Origin of the sequence: Pseudomonas sp. SLBN-26 (genome assembly GCF_006715895.1) — a bacterium.
Taxonomy (GTDB): domain Bacteria; phylum Pseudomonadota; class Gammaproteobacteria; order Pseudomonadales; family Pseudomonadaceae; genus Metapseudomonas; species Metapseudomonas otitidis.
Window position 1 is genome coordinate 1,072,143 of sequence record NZ_VFOB01000001.1, and the last position, 15,332, is coordinate 1,087,474.

General features: G+C 67.8%; 12 protein-coding genes. 6 read left to right on the plus strand and 6 right to left on the minus strand.

Annotation, left to right across the window (positions count from 1 at the left end):
- Positions 1 to 65 precede the first annotated feature (65 nt).
- A complete protein-coding gene (locus FBY21_RS04890) occupies positions 66 to 1,520 on the minus strand; it encodes a gamma-aminobutyraldehyde dehydrogenase (RefSeq protein ID WP_044402747.1) in 1,455 nt (484 codons plus the stop codon).
- 144 nt (positions 1,521 to 1,664) lie between these two features.
- Entirely contained in the window at positions 1,665 to 2,576 is a 912-nt protein-coding gene (locus tag FBY21_RS04895; RefSeq protein ID WP_044402750.1) for a LysR family transcriptional regulator, read from the minus strand.
- Between the two features lie 337 nt (positions 2,577 to 2,913).
- On the opposite strand from FBY21_RS04895, the gene FBY21_RS04900 reads away from it, so the two are divergent.
- The 3 genes from FBY21_RS04900 to FBY21_RS04910 are packed head-to-tail and all read left to right on the plus strand — an operon-like array spanning position 2,914 to position 4,124.
- On the plus strand, positions 2,914 to 3,486 hold the full coding sequence (locus FBY21_RS04900; RefSeq protein ID WP_044402753.1) for a hypothetical protein: 573 nt from the start codon (positions 2,914 to 2,916) through the stop codon (positions 3,484 to 3,486).
- 7 nt (positions 3,487 to 3,493) lie between these two features.
- A complete protein-coding gene (locus tag FBY21_RS04905) occupies positions 3,494 to 3,703 on the plus strand; it encodes a helix-turn-helix domain-containing protein (protein WP_044402756.1) in 210 nt (69 codons plus the stop codon).
- A 31-nt stretch (positions 3,704 to 3,734) separates the two neighbouring features.
- Positions 3,735 to 4,124: a hypothetical protein gene (locus FBY21_RS04910; protein WP_074971703.1), complete on the plus strand. Its 390-nt coding sequence runs from the start codon at positions 3,735 to 3,737 to the stop codon at positions 4,122 to 4,124.
- A gap of 9 nt (positions 4,125 to 4,133) precedes the next feature.
- Here the strand turns inward: FBY21_RS04910 and FBY21_RS04915 are convergent, their stop codons facing one another.
- Positions 4,134 to 5,186: an alpha/beta fold hydrolase gene (locus FBY21_RS04915; protein ID WP_142009088.1), complete on the minus strand. Its 1,053-nt coding sequence runs from the start codon at positions 5,184 to 5,186 to the stop codon at positions 4,134 to 4,136.
- A 273-nt stretch (positions 5,187 to 5,459) separates the two neighbouring features.
- Here FBY21_RS04915 and FBY21_RS04920 point away from each other — a divergent pair, with 273 nt between their 5' ends.
- From FBY21_RS04920 to FBY21_RS04930, 3 genes are all read left to right on the plus strand, one after another.
- A complete protein-coding gene (locus tag FBY21_RS04920) occupies positions 5,460 to 9,593 on the plus strand; it encodes a CHASE domain-containing protein (RefSeq protein WP_253543642.1) in 4,134 nt (1,377 codons plus the stop codon).
- On the plus strand, positions 9,586 to 10,521 hold the full coding sequence (locus FBY21_RS04925; protein ID WP_142009090.1) for a diguanylate cyclase: 936 nt from the start codon (positions 9,586 to 9,588) through the stop codon (positions 10,519 to 10,521). Before FBY21_RS04920 ends, FBY21_RS04925 begins: the two co-directional genes overlap by 8 nt.
- A 100-nt stretch (positions 10,522 to 10,621) precedes the next feature.
- On the plus strand, positions 10,622 to 11,146 hold the full coding sequence (locus FBY21_RS04930) for a DUF4410 domain-containing protein (RefSeq protein ID WP_160158564.1): 525 nt from the start codon (positions 10,622 to 10,624) through the stop codon (positions 11,144 to 11,146).
- Here FBY21_RS04930 and FBY21_RS04935 read toward each other — a convergent pair whose 3' ends face one another.
- Genes FBY21_RS04935 through FBY21_RS04945 form a run of 3 tightly spaced genes read right to left on the minus strand, consistent with a single transcriptional unit; the run spans position 11,147 to position 15,317 of the window.
- Entirely contained in the window at positions 11,147 to 12,208 is a 1,062-nt protein-coding gene (locus tag FBY21_RS04935; protein WP_142009095.1) for a hypothetical protein, read from the minus strand.
- Between the two features lie 12 nt (positions 12,209 to 12,220).
- Positions 12,221 to 14,047 (minus strand): hypothetical protein, encoded by a 1,827-nt coding sequence (locus FBY21_RS04940; RefSeq protein WP_142009097.1) that lies wholly within the window; start codon positions 14,045 to 14,047, stop codon positions 12,221 to 12,223.
- Positions 14,048 to 14,051: 4 nt separating this feature from the next.
- Positions 14,052 to 15,317, minus strand: a complete 1,266-nt coding sequence (locus FBY21_RS04945; protein WP_142009099.1) for a hypothetical protein — start codon at positions 15,315 to 15,317, stop codon at positions 14,052 to 14,054.
- Positions 15,318 to 15,332: the final 15 nt, after the last annotated feature.

Below are 15,332 nucleotides of genomic sequence, written 5' to 3' on the forward strand. Positions count from 1 at the left end.
CGGCCGGGATGAGCGGTCCGCCGGGGTGTCTTGTTGTGCGCCGGCAGCGTGCCGCCGGCGTTCGTTCAGTCCTGTAGCTGGCCGTGGCAGGCCATGATGTGGCGCACCACGCTGTAGTCCTGCAGCGAGTCGCTGGACAGGTCCTTGCCGTAGCCGGAGCGCTTCAGCCCGCCGTGGGGCATCTCGCTGGCCAGCATGAAATGGGTGTTGATCCAGGTGCAGCCGTACTGCAGCCGGTTGGCGATCTGGAAGGCGCGGTCGAGGTTCTGCGTCCACACCGAGGAGGCCAGGCCGTATTCGGAGTCGTTGGCCCAGTCCACGGCCTGTTCCAGGTGCTCGAAACGGGTGACGGTGACCACCGGGCCGAAGACTTCGCGCTGGACGATCTCGTCCTGCTGCTTGCAGCCGGCCAGCAGGGTGGGCTGGTAGTAGAAGCCGGGGCCGGAGTGCACGGCGGCGCCGGTGACGCGTTCGATGTGGGGCTGGCCGAGGGCGCGTTCGACGAAGCTGGCGACGCGGTCGCGCTGGCGGGCGCTGATCAGCGGGCTGATCTCGTTGTCGGCGTCGCGCTTGCGGGCGAAGCGGATGCTCGCTACGGCGTCGCCCAGTTCGGCCACCAGGCGGTCGTGGATGCCGGCCTGGGCGTAGATGCGGCAGGCGGCGGTGCAGTCCTGCCCGGCGTTGTAGTAGCCGTGGGTGCGTACGCCCTGGACCACGGCGGCCAGGTCGGCGTCGTTGCAGACGATGACCGGGGCCTTGCCGCCCAGCTCCAGGTGGGTGCGCTTGAGGGTGCGGGAGGCGGCCTGGAGGATCTTCTGCCCGGTGACGATGTCGCCGGTGAGGGAAACCATGCGCACCTTGGGGTGGCTGACCAGGTGGCTGCCGACGCTCTCGCCGCCGCCGCAGACGATGTTGAGCACGCCGGCCGGCAGCAGGTCCACCAGCAGCGGGGCCAGGGCCAGCACGCTCAGCGGGGTGTGCTCGGAGGGCTTGAACACCAGGGTGTTGCCGGCGGCCAGGGCGGGGGCGATCTTCCACGCGGCCATCATCAGCGGGTAGTTCCAGGGCGCGATGGAGGCGACCACGCCCACCGGGTCGCGGCGCACCATGCTGGTGTGCCCGGCGACGTATTCGCCGGTGAGCTGGCCCTGCTGGCAGCGCACGGCGCCGGCGAAGAAGCGGAACACGTCGGCGGTGGCCGGCAGGTCGTCCTGGCGGGCCAGGTGCAGGGGCTTGCCGCAGTTCAGCGATTCCAGCTGGGCCAGTTGCTCGGCCTTGTGTTCGATGGCATCGGCGATGGCCAGGAGGGCACGGGCGCGGTGGGCGGGGGTGGTGCGGGACCAGGCGGGGAAGGCGCGGTGGGCGGCGGCGATGGCCTGTTCGACCTGGTCCTGGGAGGCATCGGCGATGCTCACCAGGGTTTCGCCGGTGGCGGGGTTGATGATGGCTTCGGCCATGCCTTCGCCGGTGACCAGCTGGCCATCGATCAGAAGCGCGGTGTGCAAGGTCGGGCCGGTCATCTTCGTGGTTCTTCTTTTATCGGTCTTGTTATCGGGCATGCGGGGCTCCGTGGACGGGCCGGGCGCTGACCTTCTGGTATAGCGACAGAGACTAGAGCCCGGGCTTGGGGTCGACAAATTCTAAATAACGAAAGGCGCGTTCGATTAAATCGAAGGCCGCTTGGTGTTCGGATGCTCCCGGGCGACGGTGAGGAAGGGGTCCACCATCGGCGGTCGGGTGGTGCCCCGGCGCCAGGCCAGGCCCACGTCCAGGGGCTCGCTGAGGTCCACCAGGGGGCGGGCTTCGATGATGTCGCCCTCCAGTGACCAGGGGCGGTAGGTCATGTCCGGCTGGATCGACAGGCCGAGCCCGGCGGCCACCAGGCTGCGCACGGCCTCCACCGAGGCGGTGCGCAGGGTTACCTGGGGCGTGAGCCCGGCGCGGGACCAGATGCGCTGGGTGTGCAGGCCCATTTCGTCAGCGTTGAGCTGGATCAGCGGCTGCCCGGCGACATCCGCCAGGCTGATGCTGTCGCGCTCCAGCAGCGGGTGCTGGGCCGGCAGCCAGAGGCGGTGCGGGGAATGGGTCAGCACCTCGGTCTGCAGGGCGTGGCGGTCCTCCAGGTTGGAGAGGATGAGCACGCCGACGTCGATCTCGCCGCTCACCAGCAGGTGTTCGATGTAGGGGCGTTCATCCTCCACCACGCGGGTCTGCACGTTGGGGTAGGCCCGCTGGAAGCGGTTGATCAGGTCCGCCAGGTAGTAGCCGGCCACCAGGCTGGTGACGCCGATGGTGAGGCGCCCGGACACCTGGTCGGTGCTCTGCTGCAGGCTGCGCTTGGCGTTCTCCACCGTCGCCAGGATCAGGTGCGCCTGGCGCAGGAACTGGTGGCCCTGGTGGGTGAGGGTCATGCCTTTGGCATGGCGGTCGAACAGCCGCACGCCGATCTCGTCCTCCAGCTGCTGGATGGCCAGGGTCAGGGTGGACTGGGAAATGAACACCGCCTGGGCTGCAGCGGAAATCGAGCCGCTTTCGGCCACGGCAATGAAATGACGGATCTGGCGGAGGGTCATCATGGGAGAAGGTCGGTCATGGAATGGGGTGTTTTAGGAAAAGGAAGCGGGGTTTTTAAGAAAATGCATGGTTGCATTCTTTTTTATAGAACAAAACCCATCGTGCCCAGGCGTTCGCTCGGATCGGCGGGCCTCAACCGGGGTGCGACATTCGCGCACGTGCCGTGGGCACCCATGGGAGCGTCCCCGTCCGGGTGGGCATGCCGCCGAACCTCAACGAATGAATGCGCCTGAATTTTAGGGTTGATCGATCCGCTTTTTTTGCATTACTTTTTAAAAAGTTATCGCGAGACGATAATTTATTAATCCGAAATGCAATTGAACCCAGGACGGTTTCCCTATGCAACACCTTCCCTTGCTGTCTTCCTTCAAGCGCCTCAAGTGGGCCGGGCTGGCCACCGCCGGCCTGGCCTGTGTCATGGCCCTGAGCGACATCATCATCAACACCGCCATGTGGCACAGCGGCCTGATCAGTACCGGCTACCTGGAATTCTGGGGCGAGAGCATCCCGCTGCTGCTGGCGGAGGACTACCAGCTCCCTACGCTGAACCTGGTGCTGCTGGTGGCGCTGGACTATGTGCCGGTGCTGATCTCCAGCCTGGGCCTGCTGCTGACCGGGCTGTTCTTCCTGCGGCTGTCGCGCCGCGAGCTGTGGTCCACCCGTAATGCGCGGCTGCTGATGACCATCGGCGGGCTGTCGATCCTCGGTCTTGTGCTGCAACCAGTTCTCTACACCCTGACCGGTCTAGTACTATCGCTCGGCCTTCCCCCGGGGGAGGGTCTCCTGGCGGTTTCCGTCGGTTTCAATACCGAATCCATGTCCGAACTCCTCAAGGCGGTCTTCGTCTGCTCGTTCGGTTTCATGATGAATGAAGCCCGCTCGCTCAACGAGGAAGTCAAGGCGTTCGTATAACGGCACCATGAGCATCATCATCAGGCTGGACGTGGTCCTGGCGCAGAACAAGGTTCGCTCCAAGGAACTCGCTGAAATCATCGGCATCACCGAGCAGAACCTTTCCCTTCTGAAGAACGGCAAGGTGAAGGGCATTCGCCTGGAAACCCTCGATCGCATCTGCCGGACCCTCAACTGCCAGCCTGGCGACATCCTCGAGTACCAGCCGGACGACTGATCCGGCCCCACCCCAACCCCGGTGAATCCCCTTGAAACGACTCCTGTCCCTGGCAGGCGCGGCGGCTGCGCTCGTCCTGCTTTCGGCCTGCGGCCCCTCCGGCCGCTACCAATACGACCTCCCCAAGGATGGCTACGCCCAGGCCTGCGTCGCCCAGTGCCGCATGCAGAAGCAGCAATGCGGCTACCTGGACGACAGCAAGCGGCGCCTGCAGGAAGCCCGCATGGACGCCTACCACTACTGCGTGGCGGGCAAGGACAAGCGCCAGGCCCGCAAGGACTGCGCTTACCCCGGCACCTACGGTGGCTATGGCAGCTACGGCGGCGGCTACAGCGCCTTCAGCTCCTGCGCCGACGACTACGACCAGTGCTTCACCAGCTGCGGCGGCACCATCCGCTGGATACCGGCGCCGACGCAGTAGGCCGCGCCCTCAAGGGCCGGTGCGTTGCCAGGCGCAGATGTCCAGGGTGGCGCCGCGCTTGAGCAACGGGCCGGCCTCGCGGGTTTCCACCAGGCGCGACTGCCCGCGCCAGCACAACAGCGTGCGCCGCCCGCCGTAGGCCAGGTCCGCGAGGATCTGCCCCCAGTGGCGGTACTGCACGTCGTGACCCTCGCCGGGGTACAGGCGGGTGGCCACGACGTTGGCGTAGTGGCTGCGCCAGAACGCGGCGTGTGCCGGCACCACCGTGGTGTCGGCCTCGCCGTGGTAGATGAACACCGGCGCGGCCACCGCCGAGACGTCCGCCACCGGCTGGCTGCAGTAGAGCTTCAGCTCGTGCACCAGGGGTTGCAGGTCGAAACCGGTCGAGCCCTTGCCATAGAAGAAGCGCGCGCCTTCGTCGGCGGCCTCGTCGAGGAAGCCCGGCACCCGGTTCACTGCGGTGTTCGGCCCCAGGTCCCACCACACCGAGGGCACGTCGTAACGGGCGGCCAGGTAGTTGTCGATGATCTGCTGGTCACTGAGCGCACAGGACGGGGAGGGTGCCGCCACCCCCGCGTTCTGCGAGATGGCCGCCGCCAGGTGCACCGAGCGCAGGCGTGTCGGCAGGCGCGAGGCGATGGCCGCGCTGTAGGGCCCACCGCCGGAAATCGCCACCAGGGAGAAACGCTGCACGCCCAGATGGCCCAGCAGCGCCTCCACCTCGGCGGCGTAGCTGGCGTAGTCGCCGCTGGGGTCGAAGGCGGTTTCGCCGAAGCCGTTGCGCTCCAGGGCGATGAAGCGCAGCCCCAGGGATTGCCGCAGGCTGCGCAGGAAGTCGGTCAGCGCCAGGGCCCGACCACTGGTGCCGTGCCCGCTGACCAGTACCACCGGGATACCGTTGCGCGGGCCTTCGTCCAGGTAATGCAGGGTCTTGCCGTTGCCATCCACCCAGCGCTGCATCGCCGGGCCCATGTAGTCGAAGTCGTTCTGCACCTTCACATCCGCCAGCGCCGTGCCCAGGCTCAGGGCAAGGGCCAGCAGCCATCCGAAGCAACCCTTCATGGGTGTTCTCCTGTTCGTCGTGGTTTCGTCCGATCCACCGCATCCCGACTGCCAGGCCGCGTGGGAAACGGAGCGGCACCAGTGTAGGAAGACCCCGGGCATCCGTTTTGACGTGAAGCGACGCTTTCTCGGACGGTGACGACTCCACACGGCGTGCCTGTGCCGGCATTCGGCCTGCAAACACCCGACCAGCGTCTACGCTGTCGAAAAGCAGCCGCCGGGGCGTCAAGACGTCTTGCCCCGGCTGTTCGGGACAGACGCCGGGAACGAAGGATGATCAGAAGGCAGGCCGTGATCGTGGTGGCATGGATGCTGGTGGTGCTGGGTGCCGGGCTGCTCGCCAGCCTGCTGGTCAGCCAGCACCAGGCCAATCGCAACCAGAGCTTCATCCACCAGATACTGCTCAACGACGGCAAGCTGATCGAGCACGAGCTGATCGGCCGGTTGGACATCTACACCTACCGCCTGCGCAGCATCCGTGGCGCGATCTACATGCTGCAGTTGCCCAACGTCACCCGTGATCTGCTGGCGCGCTTCGGCCGTGTCCGCGACATCGAGAAGGAGTTTCCCGGAGCCCGGGGCTTCGGCTTCATACGCCGCGTCGCGCCCGAGGATGAAGCTGCGTTTCTCCGTCGGACCCGGGCGGACGGCATGCCGGACTTCAGCATTCGCCAATTCGCCACCCACGCCGGCGAGCGCTACGTGATCGAGTTCGTAGACCCTGCCCAGCGCAACCAGGCCGCTTTCGGCCTCGACATCGCCTCCGAGACCCGCCGTCGCCTTGCCGCCGTCACGGCGATGAACACCGGCCAGCCGACCCTTACCGCGCCCATCACCCTGGTGCAGGAGTCGGTCGAGCCCTCGCGCGCCTTTCTCCTGCTGCTGCCGGTCTACGCCACGCCGGATACGCCGCCCACCGTCGAAGAGCGCCAGCGCAACACCCTGGGCTGGGCCTATGCGCCCCTGTCCATGCAGGAAGTGATGCGCTCGATGACCTACCCGGCCAGCGACCTGCACCTGGCCCTCTACGACGTGGTGGACAGCAACACCAACCACCTCATCTACGACTCCTCGCCCGACCATGTGGACGACGGGGTTGCCAGCGCCAGCTTCCAGCGCGAGGTCTACGGGCGCACCTGGCGCTTCGAGATCACCCCCCACGCCAACTACATCCAGCGCCTGGAGTTGCCCAGCCCGGAGCGCGTGTTCGGCATCGGCACCCTGGCCAGCCTGTTGCTCACCGGCATGACCGGTGCCCTGCTGGTGTCGCGGCAGCGGCAGAGGACCATCTCCGCGCAACAGGCGCGCCTGGCCACCATCATCGAGAACTCCCGGGATGCCATCATCGGCGAGGCCCTGGATGGCACCATCGTCACCTGGAACCCTGCCGCCGAGCAGATGTTCGGCTACCGCGCCGATGAGGTCATCGGCCGCCCCCTGGCGCCACTGCTGGTGCCCCCCGAACGCTTCTGGGAGGACGAAGAGCTGCTCGAACGGGTCTCGCGGGGCGAGCTGGGTTCGACCCTGGAGACCCAGCGTCGGCACAAGCAGGGCCACCTGATCGACGTGGCCATCACCTGCAGCCTGATCCGCGAGCCGGACGGCAAGATCCTCGCCGCCGCCAAGCTGATGCACGACATCAGCGACCGCCTGCGCGCCGAGAACTACCTGCGCGAATTCAACGCCAAGCTCGAACTGGAGGTGAGCCAGCGCACCGCCGAGCTGTCACGGCTTGCCGGCCTGCTGCAGGGCGTGCTCAACGCCTCCTCGGAGGTGTCCATCATCGCCACCGACACCCACGGCCAGGTGGCGATCTTCAACCGGGGCGCCGAGCGCCTGCTGGGCTACCGGGCCGACGACGCGGTGGGCCTGCTGTCGATCCTCTCGCTCCACGAGCAGGGCGAGATCAACCGGCGCGGCGAAGAACTCAGCGCCGAAGCCGGGCGCAGGGTTCAGGGGCTGGAGGTGCTGTGCCTGAAAGCCGACAGCCAGGGCGCGGAAACCCGTGAGTGGACCTACATCCGCCAGGATGGCAGCGCGGTGCCGGTGTCCATGGTTATGACCGCCATCCGCACCACCGGCGGCGAAGCCATCGGCTACCTGAGCATCGCCCAGGACATCACCGAGCGGCGGCGCTCCAGCGAGGAGCTGCGTGCCGCCACGGTGGCAGCCGAACGCGCCAACGCGGCCAAGAGCCTGTTCCTGGCCAACATGAGCCACGAGATCCGCACCCCGATGAACGCCGTGATCGGCGTCGCCCACCTGCTGCAGAACACCCCGCTCAACGAGGAGCAGCGCAACCTGCTGGGCAAGCTGGAGATCGCCGGGCGTTCGCTGCTGGGGATCATCAACGACATCCTCGACATCGCCAAGATCGAGGCCGGCGAGATGCGCCTGGAAAGCCGCCCCTTCAGCCTCCGCCAGGTGCTGCAGGAGCTGGGCGAGCTGTTCTCGCCCCAGGCCGAGGCCAAGGGCCTGGGCTTCACCCTGGAGGGCCTCGACGAACTGCCGGCGCAGGTGCTGGGGGACTCCCTGCGGATCAACCAGATCCTCATGAACCTGGTGGGCAACGCGCTGAAGTTCACCGCTACCGGGCAGATCACCGTTCGTGTCGCCTGCCGGGAGGTCGATGCCGAACAGGTCCGGGTGACCCTCACGGTCGTCGACACCGGCTGCGGCATCGCCGCCGACGTGGTGGACCAACTGTTCTCGCCCTTCACCCAGGCCGATGCCTCCACCACCCGTCGCTTCGGCGGCACCGGGCTGGGGTTGTCGGTGGTGCGTGGCCTGGCCGAGCAGATGGGCGGCAGCGCCGGGGTGCGCAGCATACTGGGGCAGGGCAGCGAGTTCTGGGTGGAGATTCCACTGGAAATCGCCCAGACCGATCTGGACTCCACCGCCACCGCACGCAGCCTGGAAGTGGTGGTGGTGGACGACAGCGCAGCCGACCGTCAGCAACTGGCGCGCCATTGCCGTGGGCTCGGCTGGCGGGTGCGCATGCTGGACAGCGGCGAAGCCCTGCTGGACCTGCTGCGCGAGCGGGTGCAGCACGGCTTCCAGCTGCCCGACGTGCTGCTGGTGGACTGGCAGATGCCAGGGCTCGACGGCGTGGCCGTGCTGGAAGAGAGCGCACGTATTCTCGCCCCGACCCGCCTGCCCAGCAGCCTGCTGGTCTCGGCCCACGAGCTCGACGGCTATGTGCGGGCGAGTGGCGGACTGGTGGACCAGGCCCTGCGCAAGCCGGTGGACAGTTCCAGCCTGTTCAATGCCGTCAACTCGGCAGTGGTCCGCCACGTGGGCAACACCGAGAAGGTGATGCTCGGCACCGACCTGGATACCCGTTCCACCCGCTGGCTGGAGGGCACCCGCCTGCTGCTGGTGGACGACAGCGAGATCAACCTCGAAGTGGCCAGCCTGTTGCTCGGCCAGCAGGGCGCCGAGGTGGACACCGCCATGAACGGGCGCGAGGCGGTGCAACGCCTCGAACAGGCGCCGGATCACTACGACGCGGTGCTGATGGACGTGCAGATGCCGGAAATGGATGGCTATGAAGCCACCCGCACCCTGCGCGGGAAGCTCGGCCTGACCCGCCTGCCGGTGATCGCCCTGACCGCCGGTGCCCTGGCCGAGGAGCGCCGCCAGGCCGAGGCGGCCGGCATGAACGAGTTCCTTTCCAAGCCCCTGGAGCCGGCCTCGCTGATCCGCACCCTGCGTCGGCTGATCGAGCAGTTCCGCCTGGAACCGCTGCCCGTGCGCAACCTCTCCGCACGCCTGGAGCAGAAAGACGAGCAGGCCTGGCCGGTGATCCCCGGCATCGACGCCCGGGAGGCGGCGAACCGGCTGGGAAACGACATCGACCTCTTCCTCGGGTCGCTGAACAAGCTGTTCAACGAATTTGCCGACCTCGAGGACACCCAACTCGCCCAGCAACTGCTCAGCCGTGATGCGGCGGCCCTGGCCGGCAAACTGCACAAGCTGCGCGGCTCCGCCGGCCTGCTGGGGGCCATGGCGCTGCACCGGGCCTGCGGCGATGGCGAGTCGAGCATCCGCAGGCCGGCCGGCAGCGCCGAGCAACGCCTGGCCCTGCAGCAGGTGTCCGAAGCCCTGGTGGCCCTGCGCGCGGCCGCCGCACCTTATCTGGAGACACAGCTGGGTACCCCGGTCTCCGGACCGCAGGACGCCGGCGAGGCCGAGCAGGCCTTGCAGCGGCTGGTCAGCCAGCTGCAGGGCCGTGACATGGCGGCCATCGACACCTTTCCCGACGCCGTGGCGGCCCTGCTGGCAAAAGGCGGCCAGGCATTGGCGGACGCGGCCTGGAAGGCGGTGGACGACCTGCAATTCGACCAGGCACTGGACGTCCTGGCGGTCCATGGACTGATTGACGACGAGGGAAGCGAGAATGCATGACGCCATCATCCTGCTGGTGGATGACGACACCCTGGCCATCCGCGCCCTGAGCAAGGCCCTGAACGGCCTGGGCCAGATCCGCTTCGCCACCTCCGGGGAGGAGGGGCTGCGCATTGCCCGGGAGAGCTTCCCGGACCTGGTCATCCTCGACTCGGAGATGCCCGGCATGAGCGGCTTCCAGGTCTGCGAGGCGCTGAAGAAGGACCCGGTGCTGGAGGCCATCCCGGTGATCTTCATCACCAGCCACACTGAAGGCGACATGGAGGAGGCCGGCCTGGCCCTGGGCGCGGTGGACTTCATCGCCAAGCCCATCCGCCCGGCCATCGTCGCCGCCCGGGTGCGCACCCACCTCCGGCTCAAGCAGGCCCTCGACCGCCTCAACGTGCTGGCCCAGACCGACGGCCTCACCGGGCTGTCCAACCGCCGCACCCTCGATGCCGCCCTGGAGCGCGAGTGCGTCCGCGCCAGCCGCAGCGGCAGCGCGGTGTCCCTGGTGTTGCTCGATATCGACTTCTTCAAGCGCTACAACGACACCTACGGCCACATCCAGGGCGACCAGTGCCTGGTGTTGGTGTCGGCGGCCCTGCGTCGCTGTGCCAAGCGCGCAATCGATGTGGTGGCTCGCTACGGCGGCGAGGAGTTCGCCCTGCTGTTGCCGGACACCGGGCCGGATGGGGCCTGGGAAGTTGCCGAGCACATCCACCATGAGGTGGCTCGGCTGGGCATTCCCCATGCCGAAAGCGACAAGGGCCAGGTTTCTGTCTCCATCGGCGTCGCCAGTTTCGTGCCAGCAGAACCGACGTCGCACCCGCACCTGTCTCCGGCCGACCTGCTCAAGGCGGCGGATGCGGCCCTCTACGAGGCCAAGACGGCTGGGCGCTCCTGCAGCCGCCAGCGTGACGTGCCCGGCGAGCCCGCAACCGGATAATGCCGTTCATTCCGCTCGTGCCGCGCTTCGCCGGGTCGCCCTCGACAGGGCGCCTGGCCCTGGTCCAGGCTGCTTCCCCCAGTTCCTACAGGGTTCCTTCATGCGCTCGATCCTGCTTGCCGCTGTCCTGCTGTTGCCCGTCGCCACGTTCGCGGCGGAGCCGGCGCTCTACCTCACCGACTTCGTCGCGCAAGACCCAGGCGATGCCCAGCAGCGCGAGCGCGCAGCCCAGTTGGGCGCCGCGTTGCAGCAGGCCCTTGGCGCACGGCAGGTGCAGGTGTCGCGTCTGGATGAGCGCCAGCCCCTGCCGCAGAGTGGCTGGCTGATCCAGGGCCAGGTCGCCAGCCAGGGCGGCCGGCGCCTGGTGCGCACGGCGGTGGGGTTCGGCGCGGGTGCCAGCAGCGTCGAGGCCCAGGTGTGGATCAGCGACCTGGCTGCCGGCGAACTGCGCCAGCTGGCCGCCCAGGACCGTTCCGGGCGCCTGCCGGGTGCACTGGTGTCACGCAATCCCCAGGTGGCAGCAGCCAAGTTCCTGCTGGAGCGCCGGGCACTGGACCGCAACCTGGACGAGGTCGCCGCCGAACTGGCCGACGAGATCGTCCGGGACCTGGCCACGGCGCGCTGATCAGCCCAGTCCGGTCAGGGGAATGCGGCGGATGCGGCCGTCCAGCGGGGCGGTGCCCGCCCCCGGCGTCGGCAACGGTCGACCGCTGAGCCCCATGCCTTCGCTGACCAGCACCGCATCGGGCAGCAGGCAGAGGTTGGACGGCGTATCCAGCCCTTCGGCCAGCACCGCGACCGTGCCACGGCCCAGGTCGCAGTGCAGCAGGCGCCCGCTGAAGCGCTCGAACCCGCCGTGCCAGGCGGCGCCGGCCCAATCCGGGGTCAGCGGTTGCAGCAGGCGCTGGCACAGCTCCAGGACCAGCAGGTTGCCGTCCTTCGTCAGTGCCAGGCCGGTAGGCAGCTGCAAGCCGAACACCACCGTCTCGATGCGGCCGTCTTCGGGCCAGACGCGGATCACCTGCCCGGCGTGGTCGGCGAACTCCACGCCGCGCAGCGCCGGGTCTCGGCGCAACTCACCGGAGAACAGCGTCACCAGTAGCGCACCGGTGGCCGGCTCGTGCACCAGGGTCACCGGCACCGCTTCCTGGCCTTGTGAAAGGTCCGGCAACTGGACCAGCACCCGCTCGTCATAGCCCTCGACGAACTCCACCACCTGATTGGTATCCGGTTTGACCGACAGCCAGCTGCGGCGCCCCGGGTGGTAGCACAGGGCGTTGAGGTTGCCCCGGCTGCGGAACAGCGTGGCCGGGGGCGATTGGCCGAGGTCGAGGATGCGCGAGCCGTCCACGTAGTCGGTGAGGCTGGCCAGGTAGCGCCCACCGGCGCAGCACACGTCGGACAGCCCCATGATTTCGTCCCGCAGCATGCGCACCTGCATGTTCATGGAGCGGAAGCCTTCGGCGATCACCTCCGGCGCCTGGTAGTGGCCGGAGAGGCCCGGCGCCGGGCGCAAGCGGCTGATGCGCCCGCTTAGGGGCTGGTCGGCGTGCCCGGAGCCGGCCTCCACCAGCAGCAGGCTGCCGTCGGGCTCCAGGCACAGGCCCCGGGGGTTGAGCAGGCCTTCCGCGATCACCGTGCCGCTGCGCACGGCGTCGCGGGGGTTGAAGGGGATATGGATGGTCATGGCTGCTGCTCCTCAGGCTGCCGGGGGTTGCCAGGGGCTGCTGGTGAGGTAGGCCTTGAGCAGCGCCCGCTGGCACGGCGACATGGAACGCACCACCGGCATGTACAGCGTGGTGCCTTTGTAGGCGTCGTCGGTGCGCGCGAGGATCGCCTGGCGCGCATTCCAGATCGCGTCCTGCTGGTTCAGCGGGATGAAGCGGGACATGGCCGGGAAGGCCAGGTAGTGGAAGCGCAGCACTGCGGGGTAGACCTGGTCCCAGGTGACGGTGCTGCCGGCGGGAATGCCGAAGGTGCTTTGGGAATAGAAGCGGAAGTTGGTGAATCCGCTTGAGGTGCCGAGGCTGTAGGTCAGAGAGGTGTAGCCGGCGTTCCCCGAGGTGTCTTTCTTGCGTGAGAGGGCCACCACCACCTCGGTCTGCCCGGGCTCGATCTTCACCGGCGTTTCGGGGTACTGCAACAGGTCCCAGTTCGAGGGATCGCCGAGGATGCCAGCCGGCCCTGCGCTCAAGCTGATCGAATTGGCCAGCGGCAGCGGCCCGCCGAGGTAGCGCACCTGCAGGGTGAGATTCAGGCCGCCGGGGTAGTCGTCCATGTACAGGTTGCGCTGGTCGCTGTAGATGCGTAGCGGGGTTTCGGTGACGGTCAACTGGGTGCCCGCGACCATGTTCGGCGCGTGCATGCCCAGGGCGGTGACGCGGGCCAGCTCGCAGGCAGGCTGGGTGAGGGGGATGTCCACCAGGCCGCCGTAGACGTAGTACTGCTGCAGCAGCGCGGAGTCGGCGGGGAGGGTGGCCAGTGGCTGCCCCCCGGCGGTGATGGTGACCGGACCATAGTCGATGTTGGGCCCGATGGGGCTGGTGATGTCGGTGCGGTCTGCGCGGAAGGTCGCCTTGGGAATCAGGTTGACCATGTCAAGGCTCAGCCAGCCGCAATGGCCTGGCGCGCTGGCGGGCACCACCTGGGCATAGCCCGCCGCGCCGGTGTCGGCGTTGAACAGCGAGCGGCCGGCCGGGCAGATCTGCGGTTCACCGGCGAACGCCGGGGCCAGCGTGCCGATGACCCGGCCGATGCTCGGGTTCGGCGTGTAGCGGCCGGCGGCATAGTCCGCGTCCAGTTGGGTGCTGGTCATGCCCGGGCACATTTCGAACATCACGAAGCGCAGCACCAGGCCGGTAGCGCCGGGGGCTTCGATCAGGCTCTTGAGGGCCGCGCTGTTCTGGTTCCAGCTGACGATGGCGCTCAGCGGGAAGGTGACCTGGAAGGTGCCGCTGATGACGCAGGAGCCCGGCGCATCCTCGATACGTTTCAGAATCCGCTTGGCCAGGTCGAAGCTGCTGGCCACCACATTGGCATGGATCACCAGTTGCGGGTCGGTGGTACCGCCGATCTGCAGGCCGCCGATGTAGATCTGGGTGGAGATCGAGCCGGTTGGATCCAGGTCCACCATCATCGGGCCGGATACCGGAGCCTGGCCGGTCACCGGGTCCACCGAGCCGAGCAGGTACACCGGCTGGCCCACCAGGTCACCGGTGGTGCTGATGGCGCCGGGGGTGCCCTGGGAGCTGATCAGCACGTTCTGCATGTCCACCACATGCTGGCCGTAATGGTTCCAGCCCCCGGCGGTGTAGTAGTTCCCGCTGGGAGCATTCATCAGGTTGTTCAGTTCGTCGTCGCTGTAGCCCTGGGCCTGGGTGGCCACCTGGGAGTTGGGGATGTCGAACAGGTCGAGGGTCTGCGAGTCGTCGGTGCCCATGGGAATGGTCGGCGAGTTGTTGGGCAGGCTCACGTCGGTGCGGATGCCGCCCCAGAAGTTCAGTCGGGGTCCGTTCAGGATGCTCATGGGGTCATTCCTCGTCCTTGTTGAGAGCGGCCGAGGCGGGCGCCTTGGCGAATTTGAACAGGTAGGAGTAGTCGGACTTGTAGGGGCTGTTCTTCGCCGTGGCCATGGAGTGGCAGTTCATGCAGCTGCTGTTGGGCTGGATGTAGCTCTCCATGGTGACGTTGGCGGACAGCGCCGGGGTCGGCTGGCCCAGCGGGTTGCCCGGGTTGTCCGGCATCAGCGGGCGCTGGGTGGTGACCAGCTGGTAGTAGCGCAGCACGCTCTGCTGCACGTTTTGCTGGTACTGGGCGTTGACCTCCGCCGTGTCGCTGGCGATGGGAGTGACGCGGGTCAGCGGGTCGGGGGTCTGGAAGGTGGTGCCGGGCTTGGGAACGCAGATCAGGTCGCTGCCCTGCTGCTGCCAGGTGCAGGGCGACTGGTTGACGCTGCTCGCCGGGGCGCTGGCGTCGTAGTAGCTGTAGGGACTGGCGCTGCCGCTGCCACCGGGCACGTTGTCCACCTGCTCGAAGGTGGACCAGACCCACTGCGGGTAGCCCGGTGCCTTGACGATGATGTGCAGCCCCACCAGGCCCAGGGTGGCTTCCACCGTGGTGCCGGTGGCGACGCCCTGGCTGTTGAACTGCGCCACCTGGGCGCGGGTGGTGAAGTAGCGCGCGGCATTGTCCTGGGGCGTCAGCACCCGCCAGGCGGCCTTGATCTCGGTGGCCTGGGCGGGGAAGGCGATGTTGCGCGCCTGGCTCACCACGCTCAGGTCATAGAAATGGTTCTGCACGATGTAGTCGTACGAGACCTCGTTGGCGGCGATGTCGTAGTAGGTGGGGTTGCCACGCTGGTCGATCAGCCAGCCGCCCACGGCCTGGTCCACCGCCTGCACCACGGAGGTGTTCTTCAGCGCGGCGATGTTGATGAGGCCCAGGCTGCGGGCGCTCATCGGGGTGTTCCAGGGCCCGGGGTTCTGCCCGTTGGGCAGGAAGATCTCGTTCACGTCCTTGTAGCTCTGCCAGACGGTGGGCCCGGGTGAGCCAAGGGGCTGGCTGCAGTCCGGCTGGCCGCGCTGGCCGGCCTGCACCGGCCAGTTGAGGGCGATGAAGAGCTGCCAGCTGTAGCGGTCGAAATCAGCCTGGGCGGCAGTGGGGGCCGGCGCGCTGGTGGGCGGCTGGCAGGCCGGGGTGGTGCCGGTGACGGCGGCCTGGGGCTGCTCGCGTGCCTGGCAGGCGAGGGCACTGGCCAGCAGCAGGGCGGAGCCGGCGTAGCGGAAGGTCGGGTTCATGAGGGCGCTCCTTGC

Bases quoted from the DNA above. Each gene is read 5' to 3' on its own strand.
- FBY21_RS04940 (WP_142009097.1), bottom strand. From the start codon at position 14,047: ATGAGCATCCTGAACGGACCCCGACTGAACTTCTGGGGCGGCATCCGC.
- FBY21_RS04895 (WP_044402750.1), bottom strand. From the start codon at position 2,576: ATGATGACCCTCCGCCAGATCCGTCATTTCATTGCCGTGGCCGAAAGC.
- FBY21_RS04945 (WP_142009099.1), bottom strand. From the start codon at position 15,317: ATGAACCCGACCTTCCGCTACGCCGGCTCCGCCCTGCTGCTGGCCAGT.
- FBY21_RS04925 (WP_142009090.1), top strand. From the start codon at position 9,586: ATGCATGACGCCATCATCCTGCTGGTGGATGACGACACCCTGGCCATC.
- FBY21_RS04930 (WP_160158564.1), top strand. From the start codon at position 10,622: ATGCGCTCGATCCTGCTTGCCGCTGTCCTGCTGTTGCCCGTCGCCACG.
- FBY21_RS04890 (WP_044402747.1), bottom strand. From the start codon at position 1,520: ATGACCGGCCCGACCTTGCACACCGCGCTTCTGATCGATGGCCAGCTG.
- FBY21_RS04935 (WP_142009095.1), bottom strand. From the start codon at position 12,208: ATGACCATCCATATCCCCTTCAACCCCCGCGACGCCGTGCGCAGCGGC.
- FBY21_RS04900 (WP_044402753.1), top strand. From the start codon at position 2,914: ATGCAACACCTTCCCTTGCTGTCTTCCTTCAAGCGCCTCAAGTGGGCC.
- FBY21_RS04920 (WP_253543642.1), top strand. From the start codon at position 5,460: ATGATCAGAAGGCAGGCCGTGATCGTGGTGGCATGGATGCTGGTGGTG.
- FBY21_RS04915 (WP_142009088.1), bottom strand. From the start codon at position 5,186: ATGAAGGGTTGCTTCGGATGGCTGCTGGCCCTTGCCCTGAGCCTGGGC.
- FBY21_RS04905 (WP_044402756.1), top strand. From the start codon at position 3,494: ATGAGCATCATCATCAGGCTGGACGTGGTCCTGGCGCAGAACAAGGTT.